The following is a 26,977-nucleotide window of genomic DNA, read 5'->3' on the forward strand; positions in this document are numbered from 1 at the left end:
CCAGGATCTGTGTCTGCATCTGGAGTAACCCCTCCACTCTCTCCACTTTCCACAACATTAAGTTCTAAAGAAGAATCTTTACTCATCGACTTCACCCCCTTAATTTGTAATATAATGAATATTTTGTATTAAAATTAATCAAAAGTTAATTTTTTATTTGAAAAATCTGAATTATTAAAGTAGTCTTAAATTAAATACGGTAGATAATTTAATACTGATACAATTATTCCAACAGAACAAAAAATAATTGTCCCTAATAGAAATGGGTGAACTAAATTAAATTTAAAAACTTTAACTTTCCCAGATGTAATTCCCCCATTAAATTTACCAACCGTCCTACTTGAATTCTCATAGAAAGGTCTAAAATAATTTGGGAGCCAAATTAAAGCTATCAAAAGTATACTTCCTGTAAACCAAGAATCAATAAATGTCCAATTACTTTTATAGGATAATAAAGAAACAAAGGATAATTCAAATAGAATTGATAGAATTAATAGGAAATAATATCTAATTTTGGTATTTAACTTACTTAAAATAAATTGTTCAAAAAAAGAAGAAACTAAATTTAATGAAACCGCAATAAAGACAGAAATGATTAGAAATATAATACCTACTATTAATTTAAGGAACATCTATATCCCCCTTGATATTTATTATTTAGGATCGTTAATATAAAAAATCAATAAAATGGGAATTTTTAGAACAATAACATTATTATAACATTAATGGCATATCCAACTGCGGTTTCATACAAAATAATTTGTTTGATCTGTTTTTTATTTGATAAATTATATACATATATCACCAGGACGGTTCGAAACCAGTGTAAAAGTCTTAGTGAGATCACTTTTTTAGCTAGTTTCCTATTTTTCCATGCCCCCCTGTAAACGCTAGAATTAAGTGACCACTTGATGAGATGATGACCGAAATGGCGCCCAATATGTGGAACAGGAGCTTCTCAAAGGAAAAAGTCTCAGTATCGACGCGACTCTTGTTGAAGCGAATACAAAAAAAGAAACCCCCGGACCGTTTGATAAATCAGTTAGCTCGGAATATCATTCAAACATATGAACTCGAAACCAGCCAGTCGCTCGAAGACTTTCCTGAAACACCAGATTATCAAGAGATACCAGACCACCCTGAAGCTAAAAAAGTGATGAAGAAGTACTTTTCAACCGTGATCGATCATTTCGAAAAGCATGTATCTGACAACGAACAGAAAACACACCAAATTACGTCCTACGCACATTGCAAGTAGCTTACATGGGTGGCGGTTACGCCAAGAAATATTTGATCAATCGCTTCAAACAGGTATGGTGGATATCGCTGAGGTATATGGCGACAAAGCCTACTTTAAAAAAGAGATTTTGGATCAAATCAAATTCAAAAGCACAGTCCTACATCCCCTTCAGTTCCCTGGTTTAGCGCCTCGATGAAAGTCTATTCACGTACAGTAAAGACTCAGATGAATGGCAGTGCAGTCAGGGAAATACCACTGAAAGAAAGCGTGGCTTTAAAACAAAAAGAATAGATGGGGACATAGAAGGCTATAAATATTATTTTGAACTGAAGCAATGCAAATCCTGTCCTCTGCATGACAAATGCGAAAAAAAGTGCAAGAAAAATGTTGTTCGTATGCCTCAACACCTATGATTACTACGAGATCTCGCAGTACCAAAAATCAGAGGAGTTCAAGGAAAAGCATAAGAAAAGAGCGCCTATCGAAGGGAAAACTGCGGAGTTCAAACGATTTCACGGTCTATCTCGAACCAGGGGATATGGCCTATCAAGTGGGACTATCCAATCAAAATTAGCCGCCAGCCCGGTCAACATCAAGAGGATCGCAGCGATTGCGACCTCTCTCTTGGTAATTATTTGGTTACAATATGAGAAATCAAGTCCTTATTAACCGTTCTTAGGGAAAAAACGATTGTTTTTCAATGGGCTCGAACCGCCCCCATGATCCATAACCTCTGTAAAATGTGATTTCATTATTTCTTTCAGTTGTAAGTTGCTTATAAATATACGATCCTTTTTGTTTTTTTGATCTAAAACATCAATCCTAAATATATTAAATGTATGGGCATCATAAATAACTTCTTTTTGTCTGAGATTAACTTTTTCTGATCCTAAACATAACATGTTATAGGTATGTTTTAGTGGTGCCTCAAGATGATTCATAAGAATGGGCTGAGGATATGTGTCCCAAACTTGCACTAATTTACTAAACTTCTTATAGGGTTTGTGAGTTTCTCATATATACCTCCATTCTTTGTTCTAAATTTGTCAAAGGGGCTTCTCCTTTAATGTTGATTAAAAAGTATGTTGTTCAAGAATTCTGAAGAGAACTAAATAAATCGCTTACCCTTTTTTCAGTAAGCGTTCCTCTGAATCTGCTACACTCAGTTAGACAAATAGATTAAGGCCAGATAGACTTTATTAAAACTTTTACTATTAGAGGAGCGTCTATTATGACCAAAAGAACACGCCGTACGATTACTAAGGAATTTAAGCAACAGATGGTTCAACTACATGAAAAATTGTAAGCCAAGAAGTGAAATTATCAAAGAATATGAGTTAACGCCGTCTTCATTGGATCGGTGGATCGGTCAGTTTTCAAAACCGGTTCGTTCTTCTGAAGAAACAGAGCGCATGAAGCTGCGAAAAAAAAACCCGTGTTTAGCGGTGGAGAATGATGTTTTAAAGCAAGCCGCGCTGATCCATCGGACGAAAGTAAATGTGATTCACAATAATCGTCACAAATACTCGGTATCAGCAATGTGCGACATCCTACAACTGCCTCGAAGTCCCTTCTATTATGAAGCGAAAGCGTTAGATTCAAATGACGATGAACTGGAAGAGGTCATTCAATTTTAAACAAGATTGGATTGTTTCAAAGACCCGGTTTGGACGTATTGTGGAAGTATTATGAACGAATTGGGCCTTGTTTCGAAATATACAATCACTCAATTCAAACTTACGAAAAGCTCGTGTTTGAGTCTGAGCAGGCAAATGAATTGAATCGAGAATTTCATCAGGATCAACAGTTGAATGTCGTTGTCAGTGACTTGACGTATGTTCGAGTGGGTCAAAAATGACACTACATCTGTGTCTTTGTCGATCTATTTAATCGCGAAATAATCGGTTACATACAGTGCAGGTCCACGAAAAGACTCCAGGCTTGTCTATCGTGCTTTTTCTTCCATTAAAGGAAACCTGCATGACATTGAGTTATTTCATACCGATCGCGGCAATGAGTTTAAGAATAGGTTAAATGATGAGGCTTTAGAAACCTTTCAAATTAAACCCTCCTTATGTTTCAAAGGATCACCTTATGATAACTCTGTCGCTGAAGCGATGTTTAAGGTCATCAAAACCGAGTTTGTTTATCTTGTCCACTTCGAAAACTCTGCCTGTAATATGTGGAATATAACTAACCTTCCTAGTATGTGGTTTAATTTCACTAACCCCCATTAGCTCGATACCATTAGTTCAAATTTCGATATATTTAACAATCTCCTTATCCCAGAATATGGAATGCTTACCGATTTGGAAGCAAACTTATTCTTCGACTATCCTGCTCTAAACCTACATAGCGCGCTTATTTTTTATTACGCAAACGCTCCGAGTTTATGTAAGACTTGAATTCGAGATAATTGAAGGAGGTTGAATAAATCTGAACGATCCAATATTCAAGCCACCCCAGCCTTATTAAAGTGGTGGTCAGAGTTATTCTGTCCATTCACTGTATCGTCTTTCTAACTCGCCTATAATACAATAATGAACGAACAGAAAAATAACCGAATACGATGACGACCATAGTTTGCACCACTACCATCCAAAAGATAGAGTCAAAAATCTCTCCCTGAAGAATATCACTGATATTCATTGTGATTAACCAAATATATAAAATCGTCAAAGGCAAAAATATGCCCCCTTGCCAAAGAGTAACACGCTTAGCATGCCTTAACTTGTGATAGGGGTCACTGTACAGCTGAGGTTTTTCCTCTTCACTAGTGTACATTTTCGCCCATAAGGTCCAAGACATGAAAGCAGAAGAAGAATGGAACAATTGATACCACCCTCGATCGCTATGCATATAAAAATAGTCCGATTCAACAGATTTTTGAAAATCGGCCGCATAACATACCATTCTCGGTTCTCCTTTACTGAAGGAAAACCGAAGTCCCCGTCTGCTGACTTTTACTAAACGATATCCTTTTTGTTCCATACGCTCCAACCATTTTTCTAAGCGATCAGGAGCAAACGCCCATGCTGGCCGCCATTTCGTGAATTTGATGGGTATTGAGTTCCCTTCAGTATAAGATGAGGGGGCTACCTTCAGTTTTTTTAATCCTTTATGTAATGTCAATGTCGTATAAGGAACTAGAGTCCAAAGCGTCAATCCTACAGTAATGGTTATTGACCAATATGGGCTGGGAACGAACGTCGCAGATCCACCACCTAAAAGTACTGTGAGAGTGAGCATCCCCACCATGCCAGCAGAGATGAGCATATAAATGAAAACCGCCATGAAATTATAGTAATGTATTTTGTTCCTTGAGGCCATGTTATCCCTTAGGGGTTCATTGTTCGAAGCGCCTCCATGACGAATGATTCTCCAACGACCTTCTTTCGCTATAGATTCCCATCCTGACTCTACTAAAGCTTGTGGGAAGTGGTCCACCTTTTCATATTGAAGTCTATATGTACAGTTTTTAGGATTCTCAATTTGAAAATGGAATTTCCTTGTCCAACGATTGAATCCAGTTAGAAAATGCCCTTTGCTCGCTTTCTTTTCTAGCCATTGTTCCGTTTTAATCGGGTCGTAACTCCAAAATGGTCGAAAAATCGATGTGGTCATAAAAACTCCTCCCTATATCGAACCGCATTATTATAAAGTTCATTTAGCCTTTCTATCTCAATTCTCATGATTCTTTTACCGTCTTCTGTAACTTCATATACCTTTTTTCGCTCACCATCCGCGTACTTGACGATCAAACCATCGCGTTGCATTTTCGTCAACGTGCCATAAACGGTACCCGAACCTAAACTTATTCTTCCTTTTGTCAGATTCTCAACGTGTTTAATGATGCCGTAACCGTGGCGGGGTTCAGTTAATGCAAGCAAGATGTAGAAAGCAGTTTCGGTCATAGGTATGTATGTTTTTTCAGGCTTTTTCATTAATCTAGCCCCTTTTTCCATTTTTAAGTATGTCACACCGTGACATAAAGAGCGATAATATTGAACAAAAACATTAAAGTTATCTAACCTTCAAAATTCCTCAAATCAGTAAACTTGCCTTGATCTGGGGATAAAGGCAACAGAAAGACCATTGTGGCCGCTAGGTGAAAGAGTTGGATCACACTTCTATCAACTTATGACCTAGTCAGTAATCTAAGTGAAATTTGTAAATTACAAAAAAAGGAGGAACCTCTAATTTTCCGGAAGTTCCTCCTTTTATAGCGGTCTTATTAAAATAAAGCTCCGAGATACTTGAAGATGGTAAATAACGATCCTTCTGTCTTAAGGTTAAGACTTTTCTTCTTTTGATAACAGTCCAACAATGAACATGACAATAGCATATACAATAATCGTAGTTATTAATAAAGTTAATGGATTAAAATGATCATGCAAAAATGGGGACAAAACTATTACTATCACCAATAGTATTGCACCAGCTATTTTTTTGTTTTTCTTCTTTTTTGCAACATCCATTCTCAATGCTAACCTCCCTTTATCCTGGGTTGCTCTTAAATAATGAAATAGCTGCAAAGACACCTTACTCAACTTTCGCTCCGAGATTATGGAGCACTAGTATAATTGTTTGGTTAGTTCATTTAACTTTTTTATAAGGTTTTCTTTTAAGGACAAATGTTCGACATCAGAGTACAGGTATCTACTATTAGTCCATTTCTCTTTAGAGTATTGCCAAACTGGTTTAGAGAGATTTCCGGCAGGTTCCCATTCGTATCTAGGGAAAATATGTGCGTGTAAGTAGGCATCGGTATTTCCATAAATCGAATAATTAATCCTCTTTGGATCGCATACAGCGCTTATTGCGTCACCTATTATACTCATATCCAGTAGGTACTCACTTCTTTGTTTTATATCTAGATCATTTAGTGTATTAACTTCAATTGAAGGCAACAGAACACAGTATCCAGGTAAAAATTGAGTATCACCCATTACTGCGAATCCACTCTTCATTTTAGCTAAGACCATTGGGTTATTACCTGAGTTTGCAGCTAGTATCCTATCTTGTTTCCAAGCTACTTTATTTGTTGTCATATCTACTCACCTTCTCTTATAAATTCATTGAATAGCATTGGCTTAAGCTGTACCCGTCTTGATCTACAACGATCGCTCCCGATTCTTTAATATGTACCACTACTTGTTACCCCAAATCTATAAGTTGACTCACCCAAAGGAGCTCCACCTTTTCCTTTCCAAAAAAAATGTAGACGGTATACTGCCTCTCCGTCATTTGAAGGTGAAAGATTTATCCAATTAGAATCAAGTTGAATTCGTTCACCCGTTGTCTCATTAATTAAATTTATGGTAGATGGTTTTGGCTCCATATTTTTAAATGAAATTTTTAACGAGTGTTTGCCAATATCGACGATCTCTGGTTTCTCCTGTGCCAGCATAGCAGTGTTTTTTACTTTAGCGCAGTTATTCCAACAAATAGTTCGTTCTAAGTGTGGAATTTCAACATCACTTTGATTTTCAATACTAAACATCTTCACAGTCGGTTTAGGAGGTTCTTCCCCCTTTAAATCCGTGCTACAAGCAGCTATCAATACTATTAATAACAATAAAGATAAACGCATTTTCAAGTCAGACATCGCCCCTTATTTATAAATGTTTATTATGAAATTGCCCCTTTTATTGAGTAAGTTTTTAAATATTTGAATCGTATGTTTTTCAATTCGATTGAACTTCACTAACTATCTCATAATCACCAAACTCTGCTTGAGCTGGATTTGAAAAGAAAACAACTCCCTCATATTCAACTTTTACTTCTTGCCCAGTTCTAATTTCTTCTGGAGCACCTGAGAGCCATATAGATGTACCTTTATTTTCCGAGTCAATAATAAGGACTTTATCTCCCTCACATTCTACTACAAAGCCAATAATACCTGCTTTCTGTTCAACTTCGGCTTATCTTGAAATGAATTAAAAAAGTAAAAAAGATAATCCACCCAGTGTAGAAAACTGAATTGATGGACTATCCCAGACCTTGATTACTTATAGGTTGAATTGCTCCAAACTATATCATATGCATTATTTGATTTTGGGACGCATACTTCTTATTGACAGACAAAAATAAAAATAGGTTGGTGGCGTAATGAAAAAAAAGAATTTTATCATAATGCTTTTTTTAGGTGTAAGTATTACTTCAATTCCATTTTTCGGTGTTTCTTTAATGGCTAATGAAAAAGAATCATCAACCGAAACTATTTCCATAAACAATAAAGAAGTATCACCTGAATATCTCAATGATTTAAGTGACAGAACTGCAGACTTAGGACAAAACATTATCAATAATCTAAACGGGACTAATTTTAAACTTGATAATATTATATTGCGTGCGGAAAAGTATCCAACCCAAGTAATCTACATACAGTCCATTAAAGAAACAACTTCAAAAGAGAAACAAAATGCAAAGAATACAATTCTAAAAATGATAGAATCGGAAAATTTTAGCGAAAAAGAAACATTTGAAATCGTTTTTAAGGAAATATAAGAATTTTTATTAATCTCTTACTCTAACAGTAACCCATTCACTAAATCCGTTAGCATCAAATCCTATTTCAAATTCTGCTCTATTGTTACTACCATCCACCCATGGATTTAAGTCCGATAATACAGTACAAGAACTCCCATTAGAATTAGGATATATACCCAAGCGCAACAAAATCCCTTGTGCTTCCATCGCTTTCATACACTATAAAATTACCATTATTATTTGTATTCATATTGTATACGCAAATTTCTAAGTTTCCTCCACCAGAATTAACTTGTATATAATTATACGAACTTGTGTTGAGATAAAGGTCATTGTAATATAATGTATCCCATTCTCCTGGGCCAAGCTGAACGTCACCACTAGCAGATACTGAAATAGGAACTACTAAAGCCATGACTAGAGCTAAAATTGACATTGCAAATTTTTTCATTTACAGACACCCTTTCAATTGGAGTTATTATCCATATTCTTTTTTCAACTGGAAATACCTTGTTAATACAAATTTTAAATAGGACACAGTGTCGCATTTCTACTAAGTTAAGATTCCGTACTAGGGGGTCGTTGTGCATCTCTCATTTAATGAGGGATAAGCGCAACGACCCCTTTTGAAAAGTTCAAAATCCTTCCAGTTGATCGATGCTTACCTGTCACATTGATGTTAAAATATACCTTAGTTGTCTATATTTTCAATAGATACAAAAGGGAAATGGACAGCGAAGAATGTATTAGAGAAAGAAAAAGGAGCGTGCGGGATAAAGAAATCGAGCACTATATCTCAAAGAATTGGATGGTGTAACCCCTATCCGACAAAGCGCCAACTTTGCACATGCGAAGGGGTCATTGTTTTTATTCTGAAAGGAGTCCTTACCGATGAATCACAATCAGCAGTTCTATCAGCGCGCCATCGACCGAAAATACAAGTACAAGAAGGCGAAGCGTTTTACCATCAACAACACGAACCAGAACTTCTGTCTGGATTCCGGATCGCCACTTGGATCATGACGGGTCGATCAAGGCGGGCGAAAATCTGAATCACATTTTCCGAAAGGCAAAGAGGCAACTGGAGCTTGCCGGTGTCGTGTGATGAGCCGTATGACCATCGTGGACTTTAACTACCAATTAAAAAAGGTGTTAAGGTCAGATGAAGCGCTCGCACTCATTCCTGATTTCGGATAGAACGATGGCGGGTGCCAAAAGAATTAGGTAATTCGAATGATTAAGAGGAAATGTGTAAAGGTACAGAGAAAAGAAACAAGGAGGAGCATAGCCAAGCGAACTTGTACAAGAGGGTGAATTATGACAAAGAAAAAGGCGGAAATCCGAATGAGAGTTTCCGTGGTAGAGACGAAGGATGGCAAAGAGCTCTCGGTCACCATCGACCTCGATGGGACCAACCATGAAGTAATGAACATAGCAGAGATGGCTCAGTCAGCCGAGATAATGGGTGAAGTAGGCGTTGACGTCCTACTGAAACACATCCTCAACGATAAAAGCAAAGCGTCAGCAGAAGGCTGGGACGATCCGCTCCAAATATGAATTAATGTTAGAAACGGATTTAAGTTCTTCCGAACTCAATATTTCATTCACAGTTCCCTCTATATCACTTTTTAAAGCAGCAGCTTCTTTATCAGAACTATTTATAAAGGTTTGTATCGTTACTGATTCTTGATAATTAGTATGTATATCTCCCACTACATCTTTACCTTTTAAACCTTCCATAACCTCCATTGTTATAAGAGCAATTTCTCTGCTTATATTCTCGGGGTCAACGAATTGGTTACTTTCAGGCAAAGTTCCTTTTTCATTGAAAGTGTAATGGTAAACAAAATATGCACAAACAGCTATACAACCAATTACGACAAGACCAATGATAATTTTTTCAAATTGAATCCCTCCTATTAGAGGGTATGTCCAACTTGAATCACTATGTCAAGTTTATTACTCCGTTATTCTACCTTAACCAACATAGAAAACTTACTTTTTATCAAGCAAACGCTCCGATTGTTACTTGAACAAGATTTTATTCTGGAATATCTAATTTTTGTAATGCTTCAAACAATCTATTTTGTATTTTTTCATCATCACTTACATAAAACACCAATATGTTTTTTATTCCATATGCTTTATGTGCTACTAATTCTGCTGTTGCTGTTTTCTCTTCAAACCTTTGAATTCCCTTTCCTCTATCACTTGCCGAAGGAAAAACATAAACTGATAATGTATTACCTTCTAAAGTATATGCTTCAGGGGTAATACCGTTTAACTCTTGTATAAAGACTTTATTACTTGATAAATCCTTTTCTTTTTCTAATTCAAATCCCCGCTCTGTTATGACGGTTTCTATATCTTCCAAAGTAATGTCGATTGTTTTAGTCGGATTTTCTTCTGCTTCTTGTTGGCTACAAGCACCCATAACAGAGATAAATAGTAAAAAAAATAATAGCTTTTTAATCATATGCATGCCTCCTTTCCTATAAGATGAACTGATTTATTTTAAGTTTCATCTTATTGAGCTCTTCTGCTCCGTCAGTGTAATTAACTCAATTTACTACGTTTATGTAATAATGCTTACTAATAATCATACGAAATCGATTCAATTTAGTTTCATACAGTCTATTATCTCGAAACTGAGTCTTCCGCAATCCTGCCCGATTGCTGAACAACATCAAATTTTCATCTAACCTAATTTTAACATCTTACTCAATACATTTTTCAGAAATTTCAACGATTACCTTGTCTTCTTTTCATAATTCGCAATCTGCATTAGTGAGAGAAAAAATACAAATTAAAATAGAGCCACGAATTCTCATCCAATTCGTGGCTCTTTTTTGTCTGTATTTATATTGATCTGTTATAGTCAAATTCGATTGCACCACTGATGTCGTAATCAGCAGGATCTAGATCAGTCTCTTTCCCTAGCGCGAGTCTTGCCATTTCAAGTCCAAGATAAGGACCAACGGTAAGACCAGATGCTCCAAGACCATTTGCTGCTAGAAGTCCCTTCACTCCCGGAACATGACCGAAGACTGGTAGGAAACCTGGTGTAAATGGACGAAAGCCCACTTTCGTATCCAGTAATGTGCTAGTGGCGAGACCTGGTGCAACAGCAAGTGCTTTTGAGAAGATTTCAGAGAGTCCTCCTGCTGTTACTCGATAGTCCAAGCCTACGTCATTTTCATGAGTAGCCCCAACAACCACGCGCCCATCATCGAAGCTCAACAAATACTGATCATTTGGGGGCATAACAACAGGCCACTCATCCGTTTTTTGATCGATCATTTCGAGATGAACAATTTGCGCCTTTTGTGATGTGACTTTGAACTGAAGTCCAAGCGGAGCTAGTAATTCTTGCGCCCATACTCCAGCAGTCATGATTACCTGATCAGCATCAATCCTTTCGTTAGCAATTGAAACGCCGGTCACTTCTTTCCCAGTATAGATAAGTTTTGCGTCTCCTATGCGATTTTTCGCGCCATACTTTTCTGCAGCATGAAGCAACGATTTTCGAAGTGCTGAACCGTTGACTCTCGCTGCCCCACTTACAAATACGGATTGGTATACAGGAGCAATAGGTGGAAAAAGTTTCTGCGTTTCTTCCGCAGATAATTTTTTAATCTCGCCAATTTCAGGAGCATCTTCTCTTCTCTTTATTGCTCGATCTATCATTTTATCAAGCTTCGCTTCATCAGTGTGTAGACTAATGGCGCCAACCTTTTTATAGCCTGTTTCCGTTTCCCCATCTTTCGTTAATTGATCGATTAAGTCAGGGTAATACTTTGCTCCACCTTTTGCAAGTCGGTACCAGACTTTGTTTCTGCGCTGTGAGAGCCATGGACAAACGATCCCCGCAGCTGCATTCGTTGCTTGACCTGGTTCTTGTCGATCGATGATGGACACGTCTGCCCCTTCTTTCGCAAGATGATAGGCCGTAGAGGCGCCTAGTATACCTGAGCCAATAATAATAATTGATTTCATTTCGAACACCTATTTCATTAAATTCATTTCTTTCACTATTCTACAGAAGTTCCTTGCAACGCTCAAATTGTTGGGAACGTGAACTTCTATTTTACAACCCCAATCCTATTTATAAGAACAAGATATATGCTAAAATGGGGCCATTACATACAAAGGAGCACAGCATCATGAAAAAAACATTAGATCATATCGGTATTGCTGTAAGACGCCTGGATGAAAGCATTCAGTTCTACACAGAAGTATTAGGTGGTGAGCTTCTTGACCGCTATCGTAGTGAGGCGAAAGGTGTAGAAAGTGAAATCGCAGTTATTGACCTTAATAATAGTCGTATTGAATTGCTGATGCCTACAAATAATTCAACATCTCCCATCGCCAGATTTATGAAGCAAAAAGGGAAAGGCGTTCATCACATTGCATATGTAGTCGACAACCTGGATGAGGCTTTAATTGAGTTACAAACACAAAAAATTAGAGTAATGGAAGAAACCCGTCGTGTTAATAAACATGGGAGGCGTCTGATCTACCTTAATCCTGCAGATACTGAAGGTACCATTATTGAGTATTGCGATTATCCCGACCAAACTTAACAGTTGCTACAACTGAATAAACGCAAGGCGAATAATAAGGATCATGAAAAGTAAAAATGTGAGAACAAGTAATACATTTAACCTACTTGGCAAATCACGATTGCGATTGTTTTTGTCACGCATTTGTTATCTCCTCCTGGTAAAATGGTCAAAACAATTTCCTTATATTCATTACAAAAGGTGTTGTCTATGAAGCATATCAAAACTTTATTCCATTTTGGATACTTACAAGCCATTTCATGTTTGTTTCCAGTCGTAATTTTCTTAACTTTGGCACTAAGTGAATGGATAACACCTTCCTTTATCTCACGCTATGACTTTATTCTTATTGTTTGTATTCTTACGCAGATCATCATGTTATTAATGAGATATGAAACGATAGACGAGATGAAAGTTATTCTTGTTTTCCATATGATTGGTCTTGTTCTTGAACTTTATAAAGTTCATATGGGTTCGTGGTATTATCCTGAAGAAGCGCTTTTCAAAATAGGAGGCGTGCCATTATACAGTGGATTTATGTACGCCAGTGTTGCAAGTTACATGTGCCAGGCATGGAGGAGGCTTAATCTACACCTAGAAAATTGGCCACCATCTTGGATTTCAATCACTCTTGGTGTATGCATATATGCCAATTTTTTCACCCACCACTACATATATGATTTCCGCTGGGTTCTAAAAATTCTCGTCGTCATTATTTTCGTCCGAACAATGGTTCAATTTACTGTTAACCAAACAACCTATCGAATGTCACTTTCATTTTCATTTGTACTAATCGGTTTCTTCATTTGGATAGCAGAGAATATCGCAACATTTTTCGGTGCATGGACGTATCCTGGTCAAGAAAACGGTTGGGAAGTTGTTCACATTGGCAAAATTAGCTCTTGGCTTCTGCTTGTTATCGTTAGCTTTATAATCGTCGCACAATTAAAGTATAAAAAACATGAAAGAAAATCCATAACCAAACAGCAGCTTACATTGTAAGCTGCTGTTTGGTTAGATTCCATCAAACTAATGTATACTCCTGTATGGTAGTTTCCATCCATAGCGGAGTGATAGCATCCGAAGGAAAACGATCGTTACAAATAATAACATTAATGAAGGTAATTCCTGTGGGTAGCCGAGTCCTATAAGTAAACCTGCCATCATGGCCCAAACGGCATAGACCTCTTTTTGGAGGACGGTTGGCTTTCGTCTAGCCAACAAATCACGGATAATTCCGCCACCTGTTCCTGTCATCGCTGCAGCAACCATCGCCGCAATAAACGGATGACCCATTTGTTCCGCGAACAATGCTCCCTGTATCGCAAATGCTGCTAACCCAATAGCATCAAAAAAGCTTCCCCACTTCTCCCAGTAATAATGAATCCAGCTTGCTGGAAACAAGAAGATAATTAGTATTGTACCAATTGCAATCATAATAAGAATATCCTGCTCCCAAATGGAATCAACAGGTACACCAATTAATAAATTACGTATAATTCCGCCACCAAAAGCAGTTGCAAGTCCAAGCACAATTACCCCAAGGAAATCGAACTCCTCTTCTAGTGCAACAAGTGCTCCACTAGCTGCAAATGCAATGGTACCGATGATATTAAGAATTTCCCAAGTCACGACAATACGCCCTTTCTAATGCACTTGAAAGTTAAAGTGTACGAGAGACAATTTCTATTATCAAGTCTTTTTTATTAGAAGAGAAAAAAGCCTCTAGTTAGAGGCTCACGAAGAGAGGTGGTAATGCATTTGGATGATATCCTCATCCGAATGAGGAATTTCAGTACCTTTTACAATTTGCGCACCGTTAATACAGCCACTAGTTAGTAAGATAATATCATTCTCGGCACCAAGGTGAAGTGATTTCAGCACTCCTTCTCTTCTTGTGTTTGTTCGATGAATGTGAGGAGCATCAGGATTCGTAAACCCTGACATCACCTTATCTACAATAATAGATGGGTCATGAAATCCAGGGTGATCTACTGTAACGATTATTTCATCCGCTCTACCCTCAATTGCTTTTGCCATCTTAGGCATCTTCTCAAAATCGCGAATGCCAATGCCAGCTATCATCACTATAAGCCTACGGTGTTCCATCTTCTTTACTTCATCGACAAGCCTTGTTAAAGCAACTGGTGTATGAGCATAGTCAAGGATAATCGTTTCCCGTGAAGGTCCATCGATTACCTGAAAGCGGCCTTCTGGACTTTCTAGCTTTGTAAGAGATTGAATAATTTCAGGCATGGTATATCCAAGCAAAAGCGCTGTCCCAATAGCTGAAAGAACGTTAGCAACATTATAATCCCCAAATACCGGAACAAATACATCATATATTTCACTATGAGAATGTAGTTTGAATGAAGTTCCAGTTCCTACATATTGCAATTCGGTTGCGATTAAATCAGCCTCTGCATCAGGTTGCAAACTATATGTTACTTTTCGATGTTTGAATGTACTTACGAGCTTACGCCCCATCTCATCATCTATATTTAAAACAGCATTTTTAGCTTGTTGAAAGAGCATCTCTTTACACTTTTGATAATTCTCAAATGTATGATGATACTCAAGATGTTCTGGAGATATATTCGTATGTATCGCAACATCAAACTCAATTCCTTCAACACGTTTCTGATCAAGCGCAATCGACGATACTTCCATCGCAACTGCATGATCCCCTAGATCATGTAAATCTTTAAAAATACGATGAAGATCCAGTGACTCCGGGGTAGTAGGTGTACTTTTCTTATAAGGAATTCTTTTGCTAGAGGACCAAACCCCCGTCGTTCCAATCGAACCGGATGACATTCCAAGTAACGTCAGTAAAGAACGGACATAAGCAGCTACAGTTGTCTTACCATTTGTGCCTGTTACACCAACGGTTTTAATCTTCTCATCAGGTGAGCCATAATATTGTTTGGAGAAATAGGCCATCGACTTTCGAACGTCATCGACCAGAAGAAAAGTACAAGTGGGATAAACATGTGCAAGAGTTTGTACAGCGTCTGCACGCTCTGCAAATATCGCAACCGCTCCTCTATGAATCGCATCTTCCATATACAAATGGCCATCATGATTCTCACCTTTGATCGCAAAGAAAACAGATGCAGGACCTGCAAGTTTTGAATTGAAAGTTAATTGTTTGATTGTCTGTTCTGTTGGACCTATTAGAGAACGCACGTGGATATACTGAAGTTGATTAAAATTGATGATCATGATGATTTCCTCACTTTTATTCATATTGTTTACTTTTATTGGGAAATTTTTAAAACGAAAGTAAACAATTAATCATTACTACCATTCGTCTTATCTTATTGCTTATAATATCTACTTATAGCGTGTGCAATTTGTATGTGGATTATTTCAGGAAGAACAACAGACAGCAGTGAATGAAAGCTGTCTGTTTATTTATTACTCGGCATTCGCTTCATAATGATTCGTTATTAAATCGGTTAAATCCAATTCATCTAAAAGATGCGTTGGAACTAGGAGTGTAACGGTAATGACACCAGGGTTACGACCAATTTCAATCGAGCCGGTTATGGTTGCACGATTCATAACTTCTGGAACTGATAACCCAAGCGTATCCGCAGCTCTTTGCAAACCATTATCTGTCGCATTATTGAGATTGGCACCTGTTCCAATAAATGATAAAGGAAGAGATTCTTCAAGCTTCGCAACACCATAAAGACCAGCTAAACGCTTAGCTGCTTGCTTTTCTTTTGCAGTAAATGGTTTTGCAAGATACGGAAGATCCTCTGCTACAGGAAGAAGAATAGGACCATCTATCGTAAGTCCTTTAATGATTTTCGCTTGAAGATTAACGATACCTGATACATCAGCAGTATGCCCGGCAATCTCGCCATTTCCTTGCATAGCGTGCATATCTCCAATATAAATTCCGCCACCAGGAACTTTAACTGGACAAATTAACACAGCACCTTCTCTTACTCGATTAATGTCCATATGACCATCTGTCCGTTCTTCTAATTGCTCTTTTGTCATCCCATAATTATGAGGGGAATCGATAAGAAATTGTCCAAAATCACCCGCATTATGAGAATCAGGGAATGGTCTTGATGGCGTTGTACCAAGCTGTCCAAGAAATGGTCGGAGTCTAGCCATTGTTCCAACAAGGTCACTTGGGGCAAACGTAACGATTGGATTTTGTACAGAGTTCTCTGGCGTAGCCATAAATTCTCTACCTTCACTTGCTATGTAATTAGCAGCCGCTTCATCTACAGTTACTCCAATTGTCCGATTTGAATCAAATGCCATGGTATAGCCGTTTGTAAACTCAAATGGCGTGACATCCTCCCCGCAGTTTGCACAGCGAATAGCTTCAGATCCTGTTCCTTCGATTTTGGTCTCAGGATATAATGTGCCACATCCCGGACACTTAACGGCAACATATGGGTCACCAATAAATCTTCCATCTAAAGGACAATCATTACCAGAAGAAGTTGCCATCGATGTAACTTGAATAGACTTAATTCGAATGGCTATTGCATCACCTACTTCGGCACCTTCAACAAATACTGGCTTTGTTACTTCATGTCCGCCTCGAAGAGATGGTGTAATCATAGGTCCCCAACAGCCAGGAGCTGTATTCGCAATAATATGTCCACCATCTTTAAGCGGCCCAATCATTTCTTCAGAAGGATCTAGAATTCCATTAGTGAACTCATTCACATAAATCGTTTGCTTCGCTTCCATTACCTCTCCCCTTTTTCACAAATATTTCTTCTTACATTATAAGAGTTATGTCGAACTATGTAAAAAATAAAGCGGTTTTAATTCAGTAAAGTGATTATTTATACTTTTTGTTAATAAAAAATAAGAATCTTTGGGTTTCATTTCATTTAGGGTTTGACGAATGATTCAGCCTTGCCTATACTGAATGAACGGAAACGTAAAGACAGGTGATGAAATGGAATTTAAAATGCAATACCTCTCCTTTTATTTAATTCAAGTAGAAGGTAGCGGTGAGAGTGAAGAAACGCGTTATAAACATTATCAAACGCTTGACGAGGACAGCTACGAAGATAGTTCTCTTAAAACGTTTCTAAATGGGGAACTAACCAAAATCATGAAACGAAAAGTAGATCGCCACGCTAAATCTGAAGGCGCTCCTACCAAAATCGGTCGATTCGTCGTTGAACCCGGTCACGAGTTAACATCTAATCCTAATTACAATCTATTTGATCGAACTCGTTATGCAGAATCCGCAGATGATTTTGAAACATCAGCTGATCAAATTGTTCAAATGTATCTCGACACGAGCGCAATTCGTGGGGGTGTCCTAATTGTTGCTTCAGCTAAATTAACTAAACTGTTTGATGACCCATTCCTATTTATTATGAAATGTGATTTTGAACAAAAAGTAGCAACAATAACAGACGAAGAAACATTAATTCAAAATGTAGAGATGGCAATTACAACAAAAAGCATGAAATCCGTCCAATACCCCTACATGCCAGAAGAAGGCATGATCGACAGTGCAGAAGTAAAAGTCCATCAGTCTTCTCACGCCCGTTACTTTGAAGACTTCTTAAAATGGGTTGAATACGAAAAGTCGATGCCAGAGATTGTTAAAACACAAACAATGGGTATGGTGCAGGAACACATAAAAGAAACGTATCAGGAAGAAAGCGAAGAAAAGGAAGAGTTCGAGCAGGCAATAGAAGAGTGGTCTCAAAGTCCTAAGCGAGAGCTACAGGAGCGGTTTACAACGGAACAAGTTGTAGAAGCAACCTCACAAATTGTCGAGCACTCCCCTGACGTCGAATGGAAGCTGAAGCTTGACCATGTGTCAGTCAAAGCCATGCTATCTGACTTCGGCGAATCGATTCATCTAGCGAAGGTGAACGGCAAGTACGTGCTTGCGATTGAAGCCGATTCGATTACATTTGAGAAGGGCTTTTCTCCTGTTGAGTTTCATAAGCCTGATACGCTTCAGGAAGTGGTTGAGCGGATTTATAAGAAGAATGAGAATGAGTAAACGGTAAGTGTTTTGCAGTTAGATTTAACTGTATATAGGTACGATATCCTTACCGATTTAAACAATAATTTTATTCCAATGAAAAAAGCACCTAAAAGGTGCTTTTTCTTTTAAAATCATATTAAATTAATTCATTCTCGTCATCCTTGCTAAAAATGTTCCGTTTATGCCACTTGAGATACACTTTATTCTCGGGATGAATTTGAATTTTTGCACGAGGCTTTAATCCATACATCTCATAATCCTCGTCATTAATGACTGAAGAAATGTGCAAACGTCCTTGTCCATCAAATGCTATTAATCCTTCATGATAAAGCGCATCATGGTTTCTACAAAGGAGCAATCCGTTATATGGATCCAATCGTTCTTGGTTTGTGCTATCCTTCCATGGCTTTGATCTACTTGCTTTTAATAATTCCGGTAAGTTAATTGCACATATTGCACACTTGTCTTCCCAAAGTGGCATCAGATCTTTCCTGAATTTTTGCTCGCCCCACCGCATTTTCGCTTTCACTTCAGATTCTATTTCAGTAATTAACGGGACTAATGTGTTCCGTTCAATTTTTCTAACCTCATCTATGGTTAATTCCAATTGTTCTTCATCTACTCGATAAAAATTCGATTCACTAATGAGCTCAAGTAATTTAATCGCTAATTCCTCGTTACACGGATACAAATAGCCAGGATTCCCATTGGCATCATTCTGAAACGGTGCATACTTAAGAGGTAATAAAGGATAAATTTCATGAAACTGACCTTTCACATTAACCGGTTTATCCAATTCATGGTACTCTAACTTCACTAGATACCCATCATTAGGCTTATGATGATTTGGCAAGCTAGAAGGCTTAGGCGCCTCTTGGCAATCGTCCTTTGCAATACTCACGGCAACAATGTTTCCTCTAACATAGTGAAATAATTGATCATCGGCATGGACTTCTTTCAATCGTTTCCACGAATGAGGTTCATTGCCACTTTTATCTTCTTTTGGCGACCAAATTACACCTGCATCTTTCTCTTCCTGATATATCTCACCTTGCATAACTATAAAACAATTCATTTCTTTTCCCCCAACATTACGTGCTGATCTCTTTACTATTCTACATGAAACACGCGTATTTTACTCCTTTTACACTTCGAATCATTTCATAATAAAAAGCCAGCTTCAGCTGGCTTTGACTCGTTACTATTGCAGAGAACATACGACAACTTCAATTACATTCATAATATGACCACTTTTGGATTGGCACTACTATTAGATACTCATTTAGTTGAGCGTTTTCTCTGCTGCATCAACCGTATGATTTAGTAGCATAGCAATCGTTACGGGACCTACGCCACCAGGAACAGGTGTAATGTAAGAAGCTTTTTCTGCTGCCTCTTCATATTCAACGTCACCGACATTTCCTTTGTTGTATCCGGCATCAAGAACAACGGCACCTTCCTTAATCCATTCCCCTTTAATAAATTCCGGTCTTCCAACAGCCGCTACGACAATGTCAGCCTGACGTACATGTGATGCTAGATTAGTGGTTCTAGAATGACACGTTGTGACTGTTGCATTCTCATTTAATAAAAGAGCAGAAACAGGCTTACCGAGAATTGGACTTCGCCCAATGACAACGGCATGCTTTCCTTCAGCTTTAATATTATAATCTTCCATTATTTTCATGATTGCTGCAGGTGTACATGACGGATACGTACCGAATCCAAGCGCTGTTTGTCCGTATCCGGCACTTGTCACTCCATCCACATCCTTTTCAATCGCAATTGTTTCAAAAGCTAATCGTTCGTCAATCTGTGGAGGAACTGGGTGTTGAAGCAATATTCCGTGTATGGAATCATCTTCATTGAGATCAGTAATAGCTTGAACTAATTGCTCTGTTGTCGTATCTTCAGGAAGATGAATTTTAGTTGAAATAATCCCAACTCGTTCACAGGCATTTCCCTTCATCCTTACATATGTCTCGGATGATGGATCGTCTCCAACGAGAATAGTGGCAAGACTTGGCATTACACCACTTTCCTTCAGGATCTCTACTCTTGTTTTCAACTTATCTTTTATTCGATTCGCAACGGCCTTACCGTCTAAGATTGCCTTTTCATTCATCATATTAACTCCTCCTGAACATTGGTAAAGAATTGAGCAAGCTCATCTCTTCGCCCAGACGACCGGCTATGTGCACTGCAGCTCCCCTGTGGTTACTTCCACGCTTGTCGTCAGTTACTGCAGTAAATGTTTTCTACGGATATAGTAGCATAAAAAGCGCCGGAATCAAATGTTTTCACACCAGAAACCATTAAAAAGGTGAATAAATAATAGAAACAGATCATTAATGTTCGTGTTTTTATTATAGATTCCTAATAATTATGACAAAACAAGAAGAGATTCGGCAAGAAGAAGTGGAAGTAAGATTTCAAATGTAGATCCTTTCCCCACTTAATCTAGCTATCATTGACATTAACCAAATAAGCTAACATATCACTATTAATTGAAATTACTCTTTCTGTGCAATGATTACAAAAATCCCTTGAATGATATTCATTCAAGGGATTTTTGAGTATGCGCCTTAGAGGATTCGAACCTCTGACCCACAGCTTAGAAGGCTGTTGCTCTATCCTGCTGAGCTAAAGGCGCATGATATAATTGGCAACTAATTGATAGTATACCACGTTTTGTTTTCTACAGGAAGTCAATTTCAAAATGAATCTTGTAGAAAATTTATGGAGCGGGTGATGGGGATCGAACCCACGACATCAGCTTGGAAGGCTGAGGTTTTACCACTAAACTACACCCGCAAAATGGCTGGGCTAGCTGGATTCGAACCAGCGCATGACGGAATCAAAATCCGTTGCCTTACCGCTTGGCTATAGCCCAATCATGGTGGAGGGGGACGGATTCGAACCGCCGAACCCTGAGGGAGCGGATTTACAGTCCGCCGCGTTTAGCCACTTCGCTACCCCTCCATAATGAAATTGTAAATTGGTAGCGGCGGAGGGGATCGAACCCCCGACCTCACGGGTATGAACCGTACGCTCTAGCCAGCTGAGCTACACCGCCACTTATATTATGTATGGTGCGCCCGAGAGAAGTCGAATCCCTAACCTTCTGATCCGTAGTCAGACGCTCTATCCAATTGAGCTACGGGCGCAAATTATATGGTGCGGGTGAAGGGACTTGAACCCCCACGTCGTAAGACACTAGATCCTAAGTCTAGCGCGTCTGCCAATTCCGCCACACCCGCATGTGCTTTGTTGTGTATCAGCGACGTTTTATATAATATCATTGAACGTCTTAAGAAGTCAATCATTATTCTAAAAAAACTTATATGTTTTTTTATTTCCTTCACAGCAATGCGTTAAGTAAAGGTTGAAAGCGTTGACAGCAACGCAACCCTCTCATACGATTAGTTGTATAAAAGGAGCTGAGTACTATGAGTTTATCACAGAGCATTAGGTATGCAAAAGAATTAGATAATAATGACCCTCTATCTGCCTTTAGAGAAGAATTTTACTTAAAGCCAAACAACATTTATATGGATGGTAATTCATTAGGGTTACTCTCCAAAAAAGCTGAATCGTCCCTCCTTCAATCTTTAAACGATTGGAAAGTAAATGGCATAGACGGTTGGACTGAAGGTAATGAACCTTGGTTTTATATGGCTGAAAAAATCGGTAACATGACTTCTTCCCTAATAGGAGCACTTCCTAAAGAAACCATTACAACAGGATCCATTACAACGAATCTTCATCAAATGTTGTCTACTTTCTACAAGCCTGAAGGAAGAAAAACAAAAATTCTTGCTGATTCTTTAACATTCCCATCTGATATTTATGCTATTAAAAGTCAGCTTACGCTCCATGGTTTATCACCAGACGATCATTTAATTCAAGTTAAAAGTGATGATGGAAGAACAATTAATGAAGAAGATATTATTGCTGCGATGGATGATGAAGTTTCTCTTATCCTCCTTCCTTCTGTCCTTTATCGAAGTGGACAGCTTCTGGATATGAAGACATTAACAGAAGCTGCTCACCAGAAAGACATCATAATTGGTTTTGATCTTGCTCATTCAATTGGAGTAGTCCCTCATGAATTGCATGAATGGGGCATTGATTTTGCCGTTTGGTGTACATACAAATATTTAAATAGCGGACCTGGTGGTGTTGGTGGCCTTTTTGTCCATGAAAAACACCTTGGAAAGCGACCTGGTCTTGCTGGTTGGTTCAGTTCAAAAAAAGAAGTGCAGTTTGATATGAGTCATGACCTCGAGCACGCGACATCTGCTGGTGCTTATCAAATTGGTACACCACATATCTTTAGTATGGCTCCTTTACTTGGTTCTTTAGAGTTGTTCCAACAGGCCGGGATTGAATCCATTCGTAACAAATCCTTGTCGTTAACTCGCTACCTCATGAATCTCACTGAGGAGAAATTATGTCCTTTTGGATTCTCTATCGCAAATCCAACGAAAGATGAACAGCGTGGTGGACATATATGTCTTGAACACTCTGAAGCTGCCAGAATTTGCAAGGCATTAAAAGCAGATGGGGTCGTGCCTGATTTCCGTTCTCCGAATGTCATTCGGCTGGCCCCAATTGCGCTGTATTCTTCTTATGAAGATGTGTGGAACGTCGTTCAAATCCTCCACGATATTATGATCAATCAGAAGTATAAGGAATACTCAAATGAACGAAATGTGATTGCTTGATTGTGCATATAATCCTCTTTTTTCTTCATAATAAAAAAGATTTGAATTTAAGGAGGGAAGCTTGATGGCGCAATTAAACGAACTTGAACTTCAAAATCTTCGTCATATGATTGGTGGACATGAAACGCTCGCCAACAAACTTGATTCATACGCCCAATCCTGCACGTGTCCAGAATTAAAGCAAATGTTACAAAATGATGCACAGGATGCACGAAATACGAAACAACAGTTAATGGGCTTTTTAAGTTAAGGAGGGATCTTATGAACGAAAAAGATATGGTTAATGACTATCTATCCGTACTAAACAGTAGCTTAAGCGGCTATGGCAATATTATTTCACAAGCTGATAATCAGCAACTTCGTGAAGCTTTGCAACAAATTCGAAACACAGATGAGCAAAGACAATACAATCTTTATCAATACGCCAAGCAGAAAGGCTATTACCAGCCTGCTGCTGCTGCTCAGGCAAATGAAATTCAAGAAGTTAAAAATCAGCTTAGCGCTGCGCCCCCTCAAGATAACCAACCTCCACAAGTTCACTAACAAACAGCCGGATCTTCCGGCTGTTTCTTTGTTAATACAAAAAAGGCTCCAAAAAAACCATTCATTAATTGTGCCTATGCCTTTGTACTCATTTTTGTAGGATCATGGAAATAACGTTTTACGCTCCCTTTTATTGGTTATTAACTATATAACCAAAATAGGGAGTGATGTTGAATGGATAGTATTTTAAATGCTGTTACTGAATTTTCAGCTTTCATCTGGGGCTATCCTATGATGATTTTGCTGCTTGGGGGTGGCTTGTTTTTAACGATCCGCCTTGGATTTTTTCAAATTTTATTTTTCCCACATGCTTTAAAACATACAATCGGTAAGATATTTCAGAAAGAAAAAGGCGATGGAACGATATCACCATTTCAGGCTTTCGCTTCAGCGCTTGCTTCCACTGCAGGTGCCACAAACATCGTCGGGGTTCCGGTTGCGATAGCTTTTGGCGGACCTGGCGCTATCTTCTGGATGTGGGTTGTCTCGATCATTGGTATGTCCACAAAGTTCTCCGAAATTGTTCTTGGTATTAAATATCGGGAAGAAAAGGAAGACGGGGAATACGTCGGCGGACCGATGTACTACATAAAAAAAGGATTAGGATGGAAATTTGCTTCATCACTATTTGCGTTTGGACTAATGATTGAAATTATTCCAGGTGTTATGGTGCAAACAAACTCCATTTCAACTCTTACCGAAAGCTCATTTGGTCTCCCTACTTGGGCTACTGGAGCAATTTTAATTGTTTTAATTTCCATCGTTGTATTTGGTGGCATCAAGAGGATCGGTGCTGTGGCAGAAAAGATTGTCCCTTTTATGGTTGTTACATATATTGCAGGTGCTATTGGTGTAATGGCGATCAATATTGATCAATTCCCAGAGGTAATGACATTAATTTTTGTCCATGCTTTTCAACCAATTTCTGCCGCTGGTGGATTTGCAGGTGCAGGTTTTGCAGCAGCTGTTCGTTGGGGACTTGCGAGAGGACTTTACTCAAATGAAGCCGGAATGGGTACAGCATCGATCGCCCACTCTGCAGCACATACGCCACATCCATGTAGACAAGGGTTATGGGGGATTTTCAGCGTCTTTATTGATACGATTGTGCTTTGTTCAATCACTGCCTTCACTGTACTTCTGTCAGGTGCTTGGAAGGATGTCAAACCTGCTAATGCAGCAGATATGGTTTCAGATGCCTTCTCAGGTTTAATGGGGCCAACATGGGGACCCATTTTCGTTTCATCATTATTATTAATCTTTGTTATCAGTACGATTGGCGTCCTTGTTTTCTACGGAGAAAAACAGGCAGAATATTTGTTTGGGATCCCTTTTTCAAAAGTAATGCGATTTATTTATATCATTTCTATTTTTGTAGGTGCAATAGGTGGCCTTCAATTTATTTGGGAACTAGTCGATATTACTCTAGCGTTGTTTGTAGTTCCAAACGTGATCGCAATCTTGTTCTTGAGTAAGGAAGTTAAAGAACTAACAGATGATTATCGATATAATTTCTTAAGACAACAAGTGAAAGACAAAGGTATCAGCTCTTAACTTGGGTATTCTTTTCTAGTTTTTCACCTAATTTCTCTTCTCCCTCCGCTCTTGCCTATATCTTTTTTAGACGAATACATACAGTGGTAAGGAAAGAGAAATTAAAGGGGGACCTTATATGTACCATGCAAACAATGCACCTTATGGAAATGAACCTTATCAGCCTGTAGCTGGAGCTGGGTATGGCATGCCTTGTCGACCTGCAGGAAATGGGTTTGCGCTCATTGTTGTACTTTTTATCCTACTTATCATTGTAGGAACAGCTTTCGTTAAATGCTAATAAACAGAGCAAGGACCATAAGGTTCTTGCTTTCTTTATGAAGAATTGTCGAGAATACTCTTCACTGTTATAGTAAAGTGGAATGTGAATGAAAGAAGTGAGCTAATGAAAACGTTACTAATTGATATGGACTCCGTTATTTGTGATCTTATGTCTGAGTGGCATAAGCGTTACAACGAGGACTATAATGATAATTTATCTATTGAGAAGCTTCAGTGCTGGCGATCAGAAGACTATGTCAAAGCTGAATGTGGAGAGAAGATTTACGATTATCTAGATGAACCTGGTTTGTTTCTGCATCTTGAGCCTCTACCAAACGCGATTGACGTATTAAAACGAATTAGTAAGCATTATGATGTACTTATTGTTACAAGTAGCCGTACATACGCATACACAGAGAAAGAAATGTGGATAGAAAAGCACCTCCCTTTTATAGGGAAGAAAAATTTAATATTCTCACATCGAAAAGAAATGATTCGAGGAGATATGCTTTTTGATGATGCACCACATAATTTAATTGCATTTAAAGAAACAGGTAGAACTGCAGTGGCAATGAACTATGTATATAATCAGCAAGTCGATGTTCCTCGTGTGAATAATTGGCTAGAATTTGAGAAGTGGCTTTCAACATGGAAGTGAGGAGAATCCTGTGATTCAAAAAAAGATAGTCGATCTACTCATTATTGGCGGAGGCCCAGCTGGCATTTCTGCTGCAATATGGGCTAAGCGTTTAGGACTTAATCATCTCTTACTTGAAGCACAAACAGATCTAGGTGGACAATTAACAGACATTCATAACAAGATTATAGATTACCCAGGAATGATGGTAGAAAACGGCCTTGAGCTTCAAAAGCATTTTAAGCAGCACGCTAAGAATATTGATTTCAATTTTGAAATTGGTAAAGTGGTTGATTCGATTGATTGGGATGAAAAAGTGCTTTTCACTAATAAGAATACAACATACGAGTTTCGTTCCATACTTGTGGCTACTGGCTCATCACCAAGAAAATTACGGGTTCCTGGTGAGCAAAAGTTGATCGACAGGAACGAAGTGTACTCTGCTAGCAGAGACAAAGATAAATTCAAGGAAAAAGATGTGGCTGTTATTGGAGGAGGAGACCGTGCTTTTGAGGGTGCTCTATTACTAGCGGAAGCAGGAGCTAATGTATCTCTGATCCATCGCTCCGAACAATTTAAAGCTAGAAAAGAATTTAAGGATCCAGTCATATATCATCCCAATATTAACGTGATGACCAACACGATTGTGACAGAAATAAATGGAGAAAGTAGAAAACAATTAACTCTGTCTTCTAATGACAGCATCTCAACAATTGCAGTTGACGGAGTCTTCATTCGAATCGGGGTTGAACCAAATACATACTTATTTAAAGATGGGATCTCTCTTGATGATGAAGGGTATATACCTTGCACTTCAGTGGGTCAAACGTCCCTTCCTTATGTCTATGCAGCAGGAGACGTTTGCACTCGTCCTCTCTTATCAAGTATTGCTTCTTCTGTTGGACAAGGCATGACAGCTGTTAAATGTTTGTCATTTTATCTTAATGACTAGAAAAAGGACCACAA

Annotated in this window: 30 protein-coding genes, 7 tRNA genes, 1 pseudogene and 1 riboswitch; of the genes and pseudogenes, 16 read left to right on the forward strand and 22 right to left on the reverse strand. The window is 38.4% G+C overall.

The window, feature by feature from the left end:
• Positions 1 to 185 precede the first annotated feature (185 nt).
• Positions 186 to 632, reverse strand: coding sequence for a hypothetical protein (locus FBF83_RS10825; RefSeq protein WP_136947199.1), 447 nt, complete (start codon positions 630 to 632; stop codon positions 186 to 188).
• 398 nt (positions 633 to 1,030) lie between these two features.
• Between FBF83_RS10825 and FBF83_RS10830 the strand changes: the two genes are divergently transcribed.
• The 3 genes and pseudogenes from FBF83_RS10830 to FBF83_RS21175 all read left to right on the forward strand — a co-directional run.
• Positions 1,031 to 1,258, forward strand: coding sequence for a hypothetical protein (locus FBF83_RS10830; RefSeq protein ID WP_136947200.1), 228 nt, complete (start codon positions 1,031 to 1,033; stop codon positions 1,256 to 1,258).
• A gap of 336 nt (positions 1,259 to 1,594) precedes the next feature.
• Complete coding sequence (locus FBF83_RS21435; RefSeq protein WP_136947201.1) at positions 1,595 to 1,909, forward strand: transposase; 315 nt, start codon at positions 1,595 to 1,597, stop codon at positions 1,907 to 1,909.
• 562 nt (positions 1,910 to 2,471) lie between these two features.
• A pseudogene (locus FBF83_RS21175) lies at positions 2,472 to 3,387 on the forward strand (DDE-type integrase/transposase/recombinase); the annotation flags it as partial.
• A gap of 355 nt (positions 3,388 to 3,742) precedes the next feature.
• Here the strand turns inward: FBF83_RS21175 and FBF83_RS10855 are convergent.
• From FBF83_RS10855 to FBF83_RS21440, 6 genes are all read right to left on the reverse strand, one after another.
• Entirely contained in the window at positions 3,743 to 4,864 is a 1,122-nt protein-coding gene (locus tag FBF83_RS10855; RefSeq protein WP_136947204.1) for a DUF2812 domain-containing protein, read from the reverse strand.
• Complete coding sequence (locus FBF83_RS10860) at positions 4,861 to 5,184, reverse strand: PadR family transcriptional regulator (RefSeq protein WP_206895019.1); 324 nt, start codon at positions 5,182 to 5,184, stop codon at positions 4,861 to 4,863. Before FBF83_RS10860 ends, FBF83_RS10855 begins: the two co-directional genes overlap by 4 nt.
• Before the next feature lie 348 nt (positions 5,185 to 5,532).
• Entirely contained in the window at positions 5,533 to 5,718 is a 186-nt protein-coding gene (locus FBF83_RS10865) for a hypothetical protein (RefSeq protein WP_136947206.1), read from the reverse strand.
• Between the two features lie 96 nt (positions 5,719 to 5,814).
• Entirely contained in the window at positions 5,815 to 6,291 is a 477-nt protein-coding gene (locus FBF83_RS10870; protein ID WP_136947207.1) for an HIT family protein, read from the reverse strand.
• 86 nt (positions 6,292 to 6,377) lie between these two features.
• Entirely contained in the window at positions 6,378 to 6,839 is a 462-nt protein-coding gene (locus FBF83_RS10875; RefSeq protein ID WP_136947208.1) for a hypothetical protein, read from the reverse strand.
• Between the two features lie 88 nt (positions 6,840 to 6,927).
• Positions 6,928 to 7,140 carry a DUF3221 domain-containing protein gene (locus tag FBF83_RS21440; RefSeq protein ID WP_169525472.1) on the reverse strand — a complete coding sequence of 71 codons (213 nt, stop codon included), beginning with the start codon at positions 7,138 to 7,140 and terminating at the stop codon, positions 6,928 to 6,930.
• Positions 7,141 to 7,351: 211 nt separating this feature from the next.
• Between FBF83_RS21440 and FBF83_RS10880 the strand changes: the two genes are divergently transcribed.
• The gene (locus FBF83_RS10880) at positions 7,352 to 7,750 is read left to right on the forward strand and encodes a hypothetical protein (RefSeq protein WP_136947209.1); all 399 of its coding nucleotides are present in this window, start codon (positions 7,352 to 7,354) and stop codon (positions 7,748 to 7,750) included.
• 145 nt (positions 7,751 to 7,895) lie between these two features.
• Here the strand turns inward: FBF83_RS10880 and FBF83_RS10885 are convergent, their stop codons facing one another.
• Positions 7,896 to 8,183 carry a hypothetical protein gene (locus FBF83_RS10885; protein WP_136947210.1) on the reverse strand — a complete coding sequence of 96 codons (288 nt, stop codon included), beginning with the start codon at positions 8,181 to 8,183 and terminating at the stop codon, positions 7,896 to 7,898.
• Positions 8,184 to 8,623: 440 nt separating this feature from the next.
• Here FBF83_RS10885 and FBF83_RS21290 point away from each other — a divergent pair, with 440 nt between their 5' ends.
• Complete coding sequence (locus FBF83_RS21290; protein WP_255436020.1) at positions 8,624 to 8,755, forward strand: hypothetical protein; 132 nt, start codon at positions 8,624 to 8,626, stop codon at positions 8,753 to 8,755.
• 294 nt (positions 8,756 to 9,049) lie between these two features.
• On the forward strand, positions 9,050 to 9,289 hold the full coding sequence (locus tag FBF83_RS10895; RefSeq protein WP_136947211.1) for a hypothetical protein: 240 nt from the start codon (positions 9,050 to 9,052) through the stop codon (positions 9,287 to 9,289).
• Positions 9,290 to 9,773: 484 nt separating this feature from the next.
• On the opposite strand, the gene FBF83_RS10900 is transcribed toward FBF83_RS10895, so the two are convergent.
• Together FBF83_RS10900 and FBF83_RS10905 are read right to left on the reverse strand one after the other, a co-directional pair.
• Entirely contained in the window at positions 9,774 to 10,208 is a 435-nt protein-coding gene (locus FBF83_RS10900; protein ID WP_136947212.1) for a hypothetical protein, read from the reverse strand.
• Between the two features lie 383 nt (positions 10,209 to 10,591).
• Entirely contained in the window at positions 10,592 to 11,728 is a 1,137-nt protein-coding gene (locus FBF83_RS10905; RefSeq protein ID WP_136947213.1) for an NAD(P)/FAD-dependent oxidoreductase, read from the reverse strand.
• Between the two features lie 167 nt (positions 11,729 to 11,895).
• On the opposite strand from FBF83_RS10905, the gene FBF83_RS10910 reads away from it, so the two are divergent.
• The gene (locus FBF83_RS10910; RefSeq protein WP_136947214.1) at positions 11,896 to 12,315 is read left to right on the forward strand and encodes a VOC family protein; all 420 of its coding nucleotides are present in this window, start codon (positions 11,896 to 11,898) and stop codon (positions 12,313 to 12,315) included.
• Positions 12,316 to 12,504: 189 nt separating this feature from the next.
• Positions 12,505 to 13,296 (forward strand): DUF817 domain-containing protein, encoded by a 792-nt coding sequence (locus FBF83_RS10915; RefSeq protein ID WP_169525392.1) that lies wholly within the window; start codon positions 12,505 to 12,507, stop codon positions 13,294 to 13,296.
• Positions 13,297 to 13,323: 27 nt separating this feature from the next.
• On the opposite strand, the gene FBF83_RS10920 is transcribed toward FBF83_RS10915, so the two are convergent.
• The 3 genes from FBF83_RS10920 to FBF83_RS10930 form a co-directional block, all read right to left on the reverse strand.
• Positions 13,324 to 13,926 (reverse strand): trimeric intracellular cation channel family protein, encoded by a 603-nt coding sequence (locus tag FBF83_RS10920; RefSeq protein WP_136947215.1) that lies wholly within the window; start codon positions 13,924 to 13,926, stop codon positions 13,324 to 13,326.
• Positions 13,927 to 14,031: 105 nt separating this feature from the next.
• Positions 14,032 to 15,519: a UDP-N-acetylmuramoyl-L-alanyl-D-glutamate--2,6-diaminopimelate ligase gene (locus FBF83_RS10925; RefSeq protein ID WP_136947216.1), complete on the reverse strand. Its 1,488-nt coding sequence runs from the start codon at positions 15,517 to 15,519 to the stop codon at positions 14,032 to 14,034.
• 195 nt (positions 15,520 to 15,714) lie between these two features.
• Positions 15,715 to 17,019: an acetamidase/formamidase family protein gene (locus tag FBF83_RS10930; protein WP_136947217.1), complete on the reverse strand. Its 1,305-nt coding sequence runs from the start codon at positions 17,017 to 17,019 to the stop codon at positions 15,715 to 15,717.
• 214 nt (positions 17,020 to 17,233) lie between these two features.
• Between FBF83_RS10930 and FBF83_RS10935 the strand changes: the two genes are divergently transcribed.
• Positions 17,234 to 18,304, forward strand: coding sequence for a DUF3900 domain-containing protein (locus tag FBF83_RS10935; RefSeq protein ID WP_136947218.1), 1,071 nt, complete (start codon positions 17,234 to 17,236; stop codon positions 18,302 to 18,304).
• A gap of 121 nt (positions 18,305 to 18,425) precedes the next feature.
• Here the strand turns inward: FBF83_RS10935 and FBF83_RS10940 are convergent, their stop codons facing one another.
• The 9 genes from FBF83_RS10940 to FBF83_RS10980 form a co-directional block, all read right to left on the reverse strand.
• Complete coding sequence (locus tag FBF83_RS10940; RefSeq protein ID WP_136947219.1) at positions 18,426 to 19,364, reverse strand: HNH endonuclease; 939 nt, start codon at positions 19,362 to 19,364, stop codon at positions 18,426 to 18,428.
• A gap of 207 nt (positions 19,365 to 19,571) precedes the next feature.
• The gene (locus FBF83_RS10945; protein ID WP_136947782.1) at positions 19,572 to 20,414 is read right to left on the reverse strand and encodes a bifunctional 5,10-methylenetetrahydrofolate dehydrogenase/5,10-methenyltetrahydrofolate cyclohydrolase; all 843 of its coding nucleotides are present in this window, start codon (positions 20,412 to 20,414) and stop codon (positions 19,572 to 19,574) included.
• A gap of 45 nt (positions 20,415 to 20,459) precedes the next feature.
• Positions 20,460 to 20,542, reverse strand: a riboswitch (ZMP/ZTP riboswitch).
• A gap of 326 nt (positions 20,543 to 20,868) precedes the next feature.
• Positions 20,869 to 20,942: transfer RNA gene (locus FBF83_RS10950), tRNA-Arg, on the reverse strand.
• Positions 20,943 to 21,029: 87 nt separating this feature from the next.
• Positions 21,030 to 21,103: transfer RNA gene (locus FBF83_RS10955), tRNA-Gly, on the reverse strand.
• 4 nt (positions 21,104 to 21,107) lie between these two features.
• Positions 21,108 to 21,182, reverse strand: a tRNA-Gln gene (locus FBF83_RS10960).
• Positions 21,183 to 21,186: 4 nt separating this feature from the next.
• A tRNA-Tyr gene (locus tag FBF83_RS10965) sits at positions 21,187 to 21,271 on the reverse strand.
• Positions 21,272 to 21,288: 17 nt separating this feature from the next.
• Positions 21,289 to 21,365: transfer RNA gene (locus FBF83_RS10970), tRNA-Met, on the reverse strand.
• Positions 21,366 to 21,379: 14 nt separating this feature from the next.
• Positions 21,380 to 21,456 (reverse strand) — tRNA-Arg (locus tag FBF83_RS10975).
• A gap of 8 nt (positions 21,457 to 21,464) precedes the next feature.
• A tRNA-Leu gene (locus tag FBF83_RS10980) sits at positions 21,465 to 21,549 on the reverse strand.
• A 189-nt stretch (positions 21,550 to 21,738) separates the two neighbouring features.
• On the opposite strand from FBF83_RS10980, the gene kynU reads away from it, so the two are divergent.
• The 7 genes from kynU (at position 21,739) to FBF83_RS11015 (ending at position 26,963) form a co-directional block, all read left to right on the forward strand.
• Complete coding sequence (kynU, locus tag FBF83_RS10985; RefSeq protein WP_136947220.1) at positions 21,739 to 23,016, forward strand: kynureninase; 1,278 nt, start codon at positions 21,739 to 21,741, stop codon at positions 23,014 to 23,016.
• A gap of 64 nt (positions 23,017 to 23,080) precedes the next feature.
• Positions 23,081 to 23,266: a hypothetical protein gene (locus FBF83_RS10990; RefSeq protein WP_136947221.1), complete on the forward strand. Its 186-nt coding sequence runs from the start codon at positions 23,081 to 23,083 to the stop codon at positions 23,264 to 23,266.
• Between the two features lie 11 nt (positions 23,267 to 23,277).
• Positions 23,278 to 23,559 carry a spore coat protein gene (locus tag FBF83_RS10995; RefSeq protein WP_136947222.1) on the forward strand — a complete coding sequence of 94 codons (282 nt, stop codon included), beginning with the start codon at positions 23,278 to 23,280 and terminating at the stop codon, positions 23,557 to 23,559.
• Between the two features lie 174 nt (positions 23,560 to 23,733).
• Positions 23,734 to 25,113, forward strand: coding sequence for an alanine/glycine:cation symporter family protein (locus FBF83_RS11000; RefSeq protein ID WP_136947223.1), 1,380 nt, complete (start codon positions 23,734 to 23,736; stop codon positions 25,111 to 25,113).
• Positions 25,114 to 25,231: 118 nt separating this feature from the next.
• Positions 25,232 to 25,393, forward strand: coding sequence for a YjcZ family sporulation protein (locus FBF83_RS21340; protein ID WP_276528442.1), 162 nt, complete (start codon positions 25,232 to 25,234; stop codon positions 25,391 to 25,393).
• A gap of 105 nt (positions 25,394 to 25,498) precedes the next feature.
• Positions 25,499 to 26,032, forward strand: coding sequence for a 5' nucleotidase, NT5C type (locus tag FBF83_RS11010; RefSeq protein WP_136947224.1), 534 nt, complete (start codon positions 25,499 to 25,501; stop codon positions 26,030 to 26,032).
• 10 nt (positions 26,033 to 26,042) lie between these two features.
• Entirely contained in the window at positions 26,043 to 26,963 is a 921-nt protein-coding gene (locus tag FBF83_RS11015) for an NAD(P)/FAD-dependent oxidoreductase (RefSeq protein WP_240688074.1), read from the forward strand.
• Positions 26,964 to 26,977 lie beyond the last annotated feature (14 nt).

Origin of the sequence: Guptibacillus hwajinpoensis, from assembly GCF_005144865.1 — a bacterium.
Taxonomy (GTDB): domain Bacteria; phylum Bacillota; class Bacilli; order Bacillales; family Guptibacillaceae; genus Guptibacillus; species Guptibacillus hwajinpoensis_A.

Excerpts from the sequence above, each read along its gene's own strand:
- FBF83_RS10825 (WP_136947199.1), bottom strand. The coding sequence starts at position 632 with ATGTTCCTTAAATTAATAGTAGGTATTATATTTCTAATCATTTCTGTC.
- FBF83_RS11000 (WP_136947223.1), top strand. The coding sequence starts at position 23,734 with ATGGATAGTATTTTAAATGCTGTTACTGAATTTTCAGCTTTCATCTGG.
- kynU (WP_136947220.1), top strand. The coding sequence starts at position 21,739 with ATGAGTTTATCACAGAGCATTAGGTATGCAAAAGAATTAGATAATAAT.
- FBF83_RS10935 (WP_136947218.1), top strand. The coding sequence starts at position 17,234 with ATGGAATTTAAAATGCAATACCTCTCCTTTTATTTAATTCAAGTAGAA.
- FBF83_RS10995 (WP_136947222.1), top strand. The coding sequence starts at position 23,278 with ATGAACGAAAAAGATATGGTTAATGACTATCTATCCGTACTAAACAGT.
- FBF83_RS10900 (WP_136947212.1), bottom strand. The coding sequence starts at position 10,208 with ATGATTAAAAAGCTATTATTTTTTTTACTATTTATCTCTGTTATGGGT.
- FBF83_RS10905 (WP_136947213.1), bottom strand. The coding sequence starts at position 11,728 with ATGAAATCAATTATTATTATTGGCTCAGGTATACTAGGCGCCTCTACG.
- FBF83_RS10855 (WP_136947204.1), bottom strand. The coding sequence starts at position 4,864 with ATGACCACATCGATTTTTCGACCATTTTGGAGTTACGACCCGATTAAA.
- FBF83_RS10930 (WP_136947217.1), bottom strand. The coding sequence starts at position 17,019 with ATGGAAGCGAAGCAAACGATTTATGTGAATGAGTTCACTAATGGAATT.
- FBF83_RS21435 (WP_136947201.1), top strand. The coding sequence starts at position 1,595 with ATGACAAATGCGAAAAAAAGTGCAAGAAAAATGTTGTTCGTATGCCTC.
- FBF83_RS10925 (WP_136947216.1), bottom strand. The coding sequence starts at position 15,519 with ATGATCATCAATTTTAATCAACTTCAGTATATCCACGTGCGTTCTCTA.
- FBF83_RS10895 (WP_136947211.1), top strand. The coding sequence starts at position 9,050 with ATGACAAAGAAAAAGGCGGAAATCCGAATGAGAGTTTCCGTGGTAGAG.
- FBF83_RS10915 (WP_169525392.1), top strand. The coding sequence starts at position 12,505 with ATGAAGCATATCAAAACTTTATTCCATTTTGGATACTTACAAGCCATT.
- FBF83_RS10945 (WP_136947782.1), bottom strand. The coding sequence starts at position 20,414 with ATGAATGAAAAGGCAATCTTAGACGGTAAGGCCGTTGCGAATCGAATA.
- FBF83_RS21340 (WP_276528442.1), top strand. The coding sequence starts at position 25,232 with ATGTACCATGCAAACAATGCACCTTATGGAAATGAACCTTATCAGCCT.
- FBF83_RS11010 (WP_136947224.1), top strand. The coding sequence starts at position 25,499 with ATGAAAACGTTACTAATTGATATGGACTCCGTTATTTGTGATCTTATG.
- FBF83_RS10885 (WP_136947210.1), bottom strand. The coding sequence starts at position 8,183 with ATGAAAAAATTTGCAATGTCAATTTTAGCTCTAGTCATGGCTTTAGTA.
- FBF83_RS10910 (WP_136947214.1), top strand. The coding sequence starts at position 11,896 with ATGAAAAAAACATTAGATCATATCGGTATTGCTGTAAGACGCCTGGAT.
- FBF83_RS21290 (WP_255436020.1), top strand. The coding sequence starts at position 8,624 with ATGAATCACAATCAGCAGTTCTATCAGCGCGCCATCGACCGAAAATAC.
- FBF83_RS10860 (WP_206895019.1), bottom strand. The coding sequence starts at position 5,184 with ATGAAAAAGCCTGAAAAAACATACATACCTATGACCGAAACTGCTTTC.
- FBF83_RS10865 (WP_136947206.1), bottom strand. The coding sequence starts at position 5,718 with ATGGATGTTGCAAAAAAGAAGAAAAACAAAAAAATAGCTGGTGCAATA.
- FBF83_RS10880 (WP_136947209.1), top strand. The coding sequence starts at position 7,352 with ATGAAAAAAAAGAATTTTATCATAATGCTTTTTTTAGGTGTAAGTATT.
- FBF83_RS10990 (WP_136947221.1), top strand. The coding sequence starts at position 23,081 with ATGGCGCAATTAAACGAACTTGAACTTCAAAATCTTCGTCATATGATT.
- FBF83_RS10940 (WP_136947219.1), bottom strand. The coding sequence starts at position 19,364 with ATGAATTGTTTTATAGTTATGCAAGGTGAGATATATCAGGAAGAGAAA.
- FBF83_RS10870 (WP_136947207.1), bottom strand. The coding sequence starts at position 6,291 with ATGACAACAAATAAAGTAGCTTGGAAACAAGATAGGATACTAGCTGCA.